The following is a 1,126-nucleotide window of genomic DNA, read 5'->3' as shown; positions in this document are numbered from 1 at the left end:
CGCTCTGTCTTCATTTCCCATGTCAGCGAACGTCGCGGCAGTGCGGCAGCCCGAGAGATGCAATCTCAGGCCGAATCTCTGCGGACCAACGCCATCTTCCTTCTTGCAAGGAAACCGTCATGAATGCAGTTGTTCAGATGTTCGATCACGCGCCGCGTAGCCTCGTTGAAGAACGAGCTATTCGCCCGCCCACGATCGGCAAAATTCGACCCGGTATCAAAGTGCTCACGCGGGCGCACCAGTCCAACGAAAAAGCGGTCAAGCTCTACAACGACATGGTGGCTGCGGGCGAGTCGTTCGAAGCCATCGGCAAGCTGCTCGAAACGTCGCTGAAGCTCCGGAACGCGCTGATTCCCAGAAACGTCGATTACTTCGTCTGTAGACGGTCCGACTTCTCCAATCCGGACACAGCCGACGAAATCCTGCGGCTGTATGGCGAGGATCGCGGGCAAGGGTTGCGGCTCTACCGTTTCCCGATCATGTTCGCGTTCGACGACTGGCTGCGCAATGTGCCAAATCAGATGGCCGCGTACACGACAGCCGGGCGACAGTACTTCTCGGAGTACGACCGCGACGGCAAGCGCTACTGCAAGACGTACGCACCGGTCGAGCGCAACGCACGCGCACAGCGGGCACGTCGCTCGTTCGGTGGGCGACTCGTCGTTCACCGGCAAGACGACGACATTCCCGATGGCGTCTGCGATCCTCACGTCTGTCCGCAGTATCAGGACCGCAAGTGCAACCTGACCGCGAACTTCGTGTTCGCTGTTCCGGACGTGAAGGGACTCGGTCTGATCGAGCTGCCGACCAACTCGATCTACGTGCTGCAGAAGGCGTATTCGGCGATGCAGACGGTGGCGCTGGCACGCGGCCGGCTCACCGGCACTCGCTTCTGGCTCTCGAAGAAGGAGTTCGACATCACACGCATCGACGACAGCGGCCAAGCCGTGCGTCAGAAGCAGATGTTGACGGTGCTGGATGCCGACATTGACCTGGGCGCGCTGCTGGATGGCGCGGACGAAGCTCAACCGGCGCTCGATGCTGCCAGCCGCGCAGTCGCGCTGCTGGAGTCGGACGGGACGGTACAGTCAATCGGCGATCCGCTTCATCAGCCCGAGCAGCGGCA

General features: G+C 61.2%; 1 protein-coding gene. It reads left to right on the top strand.

Going from position 1 to position 1,126, the window contains the following annotated elements; genetic code table 11:
• Positions 1-119 precede the first annotated feature (119 nt).
• Positions 120-1,126: recombination directionality factor (locus AWB81_RS43350; RefSeq protein WP_062644754.1), on the top strand; the 1,007-nt coding region annotated here is incomplete at its 3' end.

Source organism: Caballeronia arationis, assembly GCF_001544975.2.
GTDB lineage: Bacteria > Pseudomonadota > Gammaproteobacteria > Burkholderiales > Burkholderiaceae > Caballeronia > Caballeronia arationis.
This window is presented reverse-complemented; position numbering and strand designations above follow the sequence as displayed.